The organism is Clostridium sp. CAG:43, from assembly GCF_000434655.1.
In the GTDB taxonomy this organism is placed as follows: Bacteria; Bacillota; Clostridia; order Lachnospirales; family Lachnospiraceae; genus Otoolea; species Otoolea fessa.
The window spans coordinates 1,209-5,978 of record NZ_FR895071.1 but is presented as its reverse complement, the minus strand read 5'-3'; the positions used below and the strand labels follow the sequence as shown (position 1 = coordinate 5,978).

The following is a 4,770-nucleotide window of genomic DNA, read 5'->3' as shown; positions in this document are numbered from 1 at the left end:
TTTTTCTTTCAAACCCATTGACAAACATTTGTTCGTATCGTATAATGTAGCCATATAGAACAAACGTTCCCAATGTTTTTATAATATTCAAATCTCTTCTCATTCTTTAAGAACAGATTTGAATACAAAAAGACGATTCCAACAAAACACGAGAGGAGAAGATTGCAAATGTATACGTTGAAAAAAGGTGTTATGGTTTTAGCTGTTGTTTTCATCATGCTGCTTTCGGGCTTTTTTGGACGGAGTCTGATGTATGTGATGGCCGAGGAAGAAGCAGATACTAGACCGGAAAAGTACTATACCAGTATTCATCTGAAAGATGGAGATACGCTCTGGAGCATTGCTCAGACATATTGTGCAGATTCGGAGGAGTCAGTTGAAGAGTATGTACGGGAGCTGCGCCAGATGAATAGTCTTTCGGATGACCATATTGACGCAGGGCATTACCTGACCATTCGTTATTATAAATAAATCGTTACCGTTCACATACACGTACACACAACCGATAACAGAGACAGAATCAAATTTATAGAATTTTCCATATTCCTGTCCGTAGTCTGTTCATTTAATCTATTTTCTGGTAGAATAAAGTTTGGCAAGCAGTCTATATCTGATTAAATGACAAGCGACAGAAGAACAGGAGGAAATAAGGATATGAGTATTGTATATCACGAATCATCGAAGATATTTCATTTATATAACCAGACCATCAGCTATATCATGATGGTTCTTCCAAACGGACATATGGGACAGCTATATTATGGGAAAAAGATTCGTGACAAGGAAGATTTCTCATACCTTCTTGAATTAGCTCCCAGAGACATGGCATCTTATCTCTATGAAAACGATCGTACCTTTTCACTTGGACATATTAAGCTGGAGTACGGTACTTACGGAAGCGGTGATTACCGTCATCCGGCAGTAGAGATTCTCCAGAATGATGGAAGTACCTATTCAGATTTTCAATTTACTGGATATCAGGTTACATCCGGAAAGCCAAAACTGCCAGGACTTCCCGCTACTTATACTGAACAGGACGGGGAAGCTGAAACTCTTATTATTACGTTAAAAGATACCCATACTAATCTGGAGCTGCATCTTTTATATACAATATTTGTCGAGGGCGGTGTCATTGCCCGAAGTGCTTCTATTTCCAATCAGGGTGACATTTCTGTACAGGTTCAGACCGCGATGAGTCTTTGCCTGGATCTTCCTGACCACAATTATGAGTGGATGCAGTTTTCTGGGGCATGGGCGAGAGAGCGCGCACTCCACACACGCAGGCTTGAGTATGGCATTCAGGCGATTGACAGCACCCGGGGACATTCTTCCCATGAGCAGAATCCGTTCATTATTTTAAAACGCCCTTCGGCTGACGAATTTCAGGGAGAAGCCATTGGCTGCAGCTTGATTTACAGCGGTAATTTTCTGGCTCAGGCAGAAGTGGAGTCACATGGAACCACCCGTCTTATGATAGGAATTAATCCGTTTGGCTTTAGCTGGAAGCTGAACCCTGGTGAAACCTTCCAGACTCCGGAGGCAGTGCTTGTTTACTCCTCTCAGGGACTTAACGACATGAGCCAGACTTTACACCGGCTGTACCGGCGCCGACTGGCAAGGGGGTACTGGCGTGATCGCGAGCGCCCAATTCTGATCAATAACTGGGAGGCAACTTACTTCAATTTTACCGAAGAGAAACTTCTACAGCTGGCTTCCAGAGCGCAGAAATGCGGCATAGAGCTGTTTGTTTTAGATGACGGCTGGTTTGGTGCCAGAAGCAGCTCAAAAGCCGGACTGGGCGACTGGGAGGCAAACCGCGACCGTCTGCCAAACGGTCTTTCCGGACTGGCACAGAAGATAGAAGCGCTCGGCATGAAGTTTGGTCTCTGGATCGAACCGGAGATGGTAAATGCCGATTCCGATTTATTCCGCACGCATCCTGATTGGATCCTCCAGGTTCCAGGGCGAACGCCTTGTCACGGACGTTACCAGTATGTATTGGATTTTTCCCGGCAGGAGATCCTTGATTACATCTATGAAAAGATTGCATTGATTCTGGAAGGTGCCTCCATTTCCTATATCAAGTGGGATATGAACCGAAGTCTCAGCGATGTATGGAGCAGAGGAGTTTCCGCCAGACAGCAGGGAGAAGTATTTCATCGCTACATTATGGGTGTTTATCAGATGTATGAGCGGCTGACCACACGCTTTCCGGACATTCTGTTCGAATCGTGCGCCAGCGGCGGAGCGCGTTTTGATGCAGGTATGCTGTATTACGCACCGCAGGGATGGATCAGTGATGATACAGATGCGATTGAACGCCTGCGGATTCAATACGGTACTTCCTATGGTTACCCGATCAGCTCGATGGGATCCCATGTATCTGCTTCTCCGAACCATCAGCTTCATCGTCAGACACCGCTTTGGACACGTGCCAATACCGCGTTCTTCGGAACGTTCGGCTATGAACTGGATCTGGCACAGCTCGGAGAAGATGAGCTATCTGAATTAAAAATTCAGACCGCCTTTATGAAACAGCACCGGTCCCTGATTCAGTATGGTACTTTTTACAGACTTTCCAGTCCGTTTGAAAACAATATCACTGCCTGGATGGCAGTCAGTGAAGACCGCACAGAAGCCCTGGTCGGCTGGTACCGGACACTGAATGTCGCCAATGGTCCGTTTACGCGGCTGCATTTACAGGGACTGGAAGAATCCGATCTTTACAATGTCACGGAATATACAGAAGGACATGAAAGTGCCGTAAGCACCCACTATGGCGACGAACTGATGAATTTAGGACTGATTACCAGTGACGCCTCTTCCGGACAGTATATGGATGGTAGAAGAGAGAGCTGCGACTTTGATTCTCGCCTGTTTTATGTACAAAAGCAGGCTGAATAATAAATAAGATAAACGCATTGAAAGGGGATTCTCCCGAATCTGGTTTTTAAAGAAGAATCCCTGTAACTGTGAAGGTACTGAACAGTTACGAATCCCTTTTAATTTAAGCCCGGCGTTTCCCCGTATAATCCCGCTTCCGGCGTTCATTTACGATATGATTCAGAATCCCGCCACCGATAATAATAACGGCTGCCATCATCAGCACACGTTTCGCCCCTTCCTGCGGAAGCGTGCTCTTAGACGCAATCGACGTAGTATTGAATTGAAGGGTATATTCGATTTCATGAGGCGTTCCCATCGCCAGTGTATCCGCCCTGACTGTAAGTTCTTTTGTCAGATCCAAAACAGGGATCGTAAAATGAGAATTTGCGTCCTTGGCACTTTCATTCTCGTATTTTCTATTATCTACCACCATGTAATCATAATTGGAACTGCTCCATGTGATGGATATGTATGCTGTTCCATCTGTCACCGTCAGAAGAGCAGGACTTTGGATCGAAGCCTTTCCGCTTCCTCCGGTCATCGTTACCTCGATGGCATATTCACCATCCTCCAGGGAAAGCAGCGTTCCAGCACCTGCCTGCGCCGTCAACGTCCACCGGCTGCTAAATAAGATACAAATGATTCCCAGAAGAATGAAACCTATTTTTTTCATAGACAGAAAACTCCTTACCCTGTGTTTATAAATTCTTTTTCTTATACAGAAACCAGGACGCAGCAACCGAAAAACACGCCAGATACAGAAGCAGGATCCCAATCGTTGTATAAGAAAATGCCTCATGATTGGCGATGCTGCGAAGTGCCGCACTGGTCTGCGATAACGGCAGATATTCAATCACCTGGCGCAGACCATCCGGCATACTCCGGGCTGAAAAGAATGTATTGCACAGATATGCCATCGGCATAATCACGTAATTCGAAAAGCGCGGCACATCGGCATGGTTTTTGGCATAAAAAGATACCACAACTCCAATTGTGGAAAACACAGATCCGTTTAAAAACATTAGAAGGAACGACCAGCCGTTAAAACAGAGCCCCGTTCCGATCGGCAAAATCAGAAGAATAATCACGGCTCCCGCATATAATCCCCGGAGACTTCCGCCGATGATCTGTCCCGCGATGAACTGCCACAGCGGGGTAGGAGAGATGATGACCTGGTCAAATGCTTTTTCGTACAATCTCTGGACGTTTAAATTCTGGGCGATAGCATTGAAACTGCCGTTCATGGTCGTCAGGGCAACCACTCCCGGAATCAGAAAGTTCAGATACGATTGTCCGTGCGACATGGTCTGGATTCCAAGACCAAACACCAGAATATATAAAAGAGGGGCAATCATGGCAGCCAGCGTGATTTTATAAAAATCCCGCCGGAATTCTACCCATTTTTCCCATAACACAGTAAGAATACCCATTTTTACCGGCATTCCAGCTGCTGCCCGATTGTCTCCAGAAATACATCTTCCAATGTCGTACTGCGAAGCGCTGTTTCCTGTTCTGACGCGGACAAATACTGAATTGCCTCCTCCTTTCCATGAAAATAGTGTGATTGCAGCCCATCTGGTGAAGTCTCATCAACCGCATACCGCCCCAGCGTCTCTATCATATGACCCGGAGCATCTGTTTCCTCCAGACGTCCACCGCACATAAAGCCGACACGGTCACAAAGCGTTTCTGCTTCCTCCATATAATGCGTTGTCAGAAGAATGGTAAGCTTTTGCTGATTCAGCTTTTTCAGAAGATTCCACATCTGACGGCGGGCAAATGCATCCATCCCTGCAGTCGGTTCATCCAGAAGAAGGATTTCCGGTTCCGTTAAAAGTGCCCGGCAGACCATCAGCTTCCGCTTCATGCCTCCGGAAAGCTTTC

General features: G+C 46.1%; 5 protein-coding genes. 2 read left to right on the top strand and 3 right to left on the bottom strand.

Annotation, left to right across the window (positions count from 1 at the left end):
- The first annotated feature begins 168 nt into the window (after window positions 1-168).
- Window positions 169-471, top strand: a complete 303-nt coding sequence (locus QVO97_RS05650; RefSeq protein ID WP_022359414.1) for a LysM peptidoglycan-binding domain-containing protein — start codon at window positions 169-171, stop codon at window positions 469-471.
- Between the two features lie 183 nt (window positions 472-654).
- Window positions 655-2,904 carry an alpha-galactosidase gene (locus QVO97_RS05645; RefSeq protein WP_022359413.1) on the top strand — a complete coding sequence of 750 codons (2,250 nt, stop codon included), beginning with the start codon at window positions 655-657 and terminating at the stop codon, window positions 2,902-2,904.
- A 103-nt stretch (window positions 2,905-3,007) separates the two neighbouring features.
- On the opposite strand, the gene QVO97_RS05640 is transcribed toward QVO97_RS05645, so the two are convergent.
- From QVO97_RS05640 to QVO97_RS05630, 3 genes are all read right to left on the bottom strand, one after another.
- The gene (locus QVO97_RS05640) at window positions 3,008-3,559 is read right to left on the bottom strand and encodes a hypothetical protein (protein ID WP_022359412.1); all 552 of its coding nucleotides are present in this window, start codon (window positions 3,557-3,559) and stop codon (window positions 3,008-3,010) included.
- Window positions 3,560-3,584: 25 nt separating this feature from the next.
- On the bottom strand, window positions 3,585-4,316 hold the full coding sequence (locus QVO97_RS05635; protein WP_022359411.1) for an ABC transporter permease: 732 nt from the start codon (window positions 4,314-4,316) through the stop codon (window positions 3,585-3,587).
- A 2-nt stretch (window positions 4,317-4,318) separates the two neighbouring features.
- Window positions 4,319-4,770, bottom strand: a 452-nt coding sequence (locus tag QVO97_RS05630) for an ATP-binding cassette domain-containing protein (protein WP_288189076.1), incomplete at its 5' end; no start/stop codon positions are given.

Bases quoted from the DNA above. Each gene is read 5' to 3' on its own strand.
- QVO97_RS05650 (WP_022359414.1), top strand. From the start codon at position 169: ATGTATACGTTGAAAAAAGGTGTTATGGTTTTAGCTGTTGTTTTCATC.
- QVO97_RS05635 (WP_022359411.1), bottom strand. From the start codon at position 4,316: ATGGGTATTCTTACTGTGTTATGGGAAAAATGGGTAGAATTCCGGCGG.
- QVO97_RS05645 (WP_022359413.1), top strand. From the start codon at position 655: ATGAGTATTGTATATCACGAATCATCGAAGATATTTCATTTATATAAC.
- QVO97_RS05640 (WP_022359412.1), bottom strand. From the start codon at position 3,559: ATGAAAAAAATAGGTTTCATTCTTCTGGGAATCATTTGTATCTTATTT.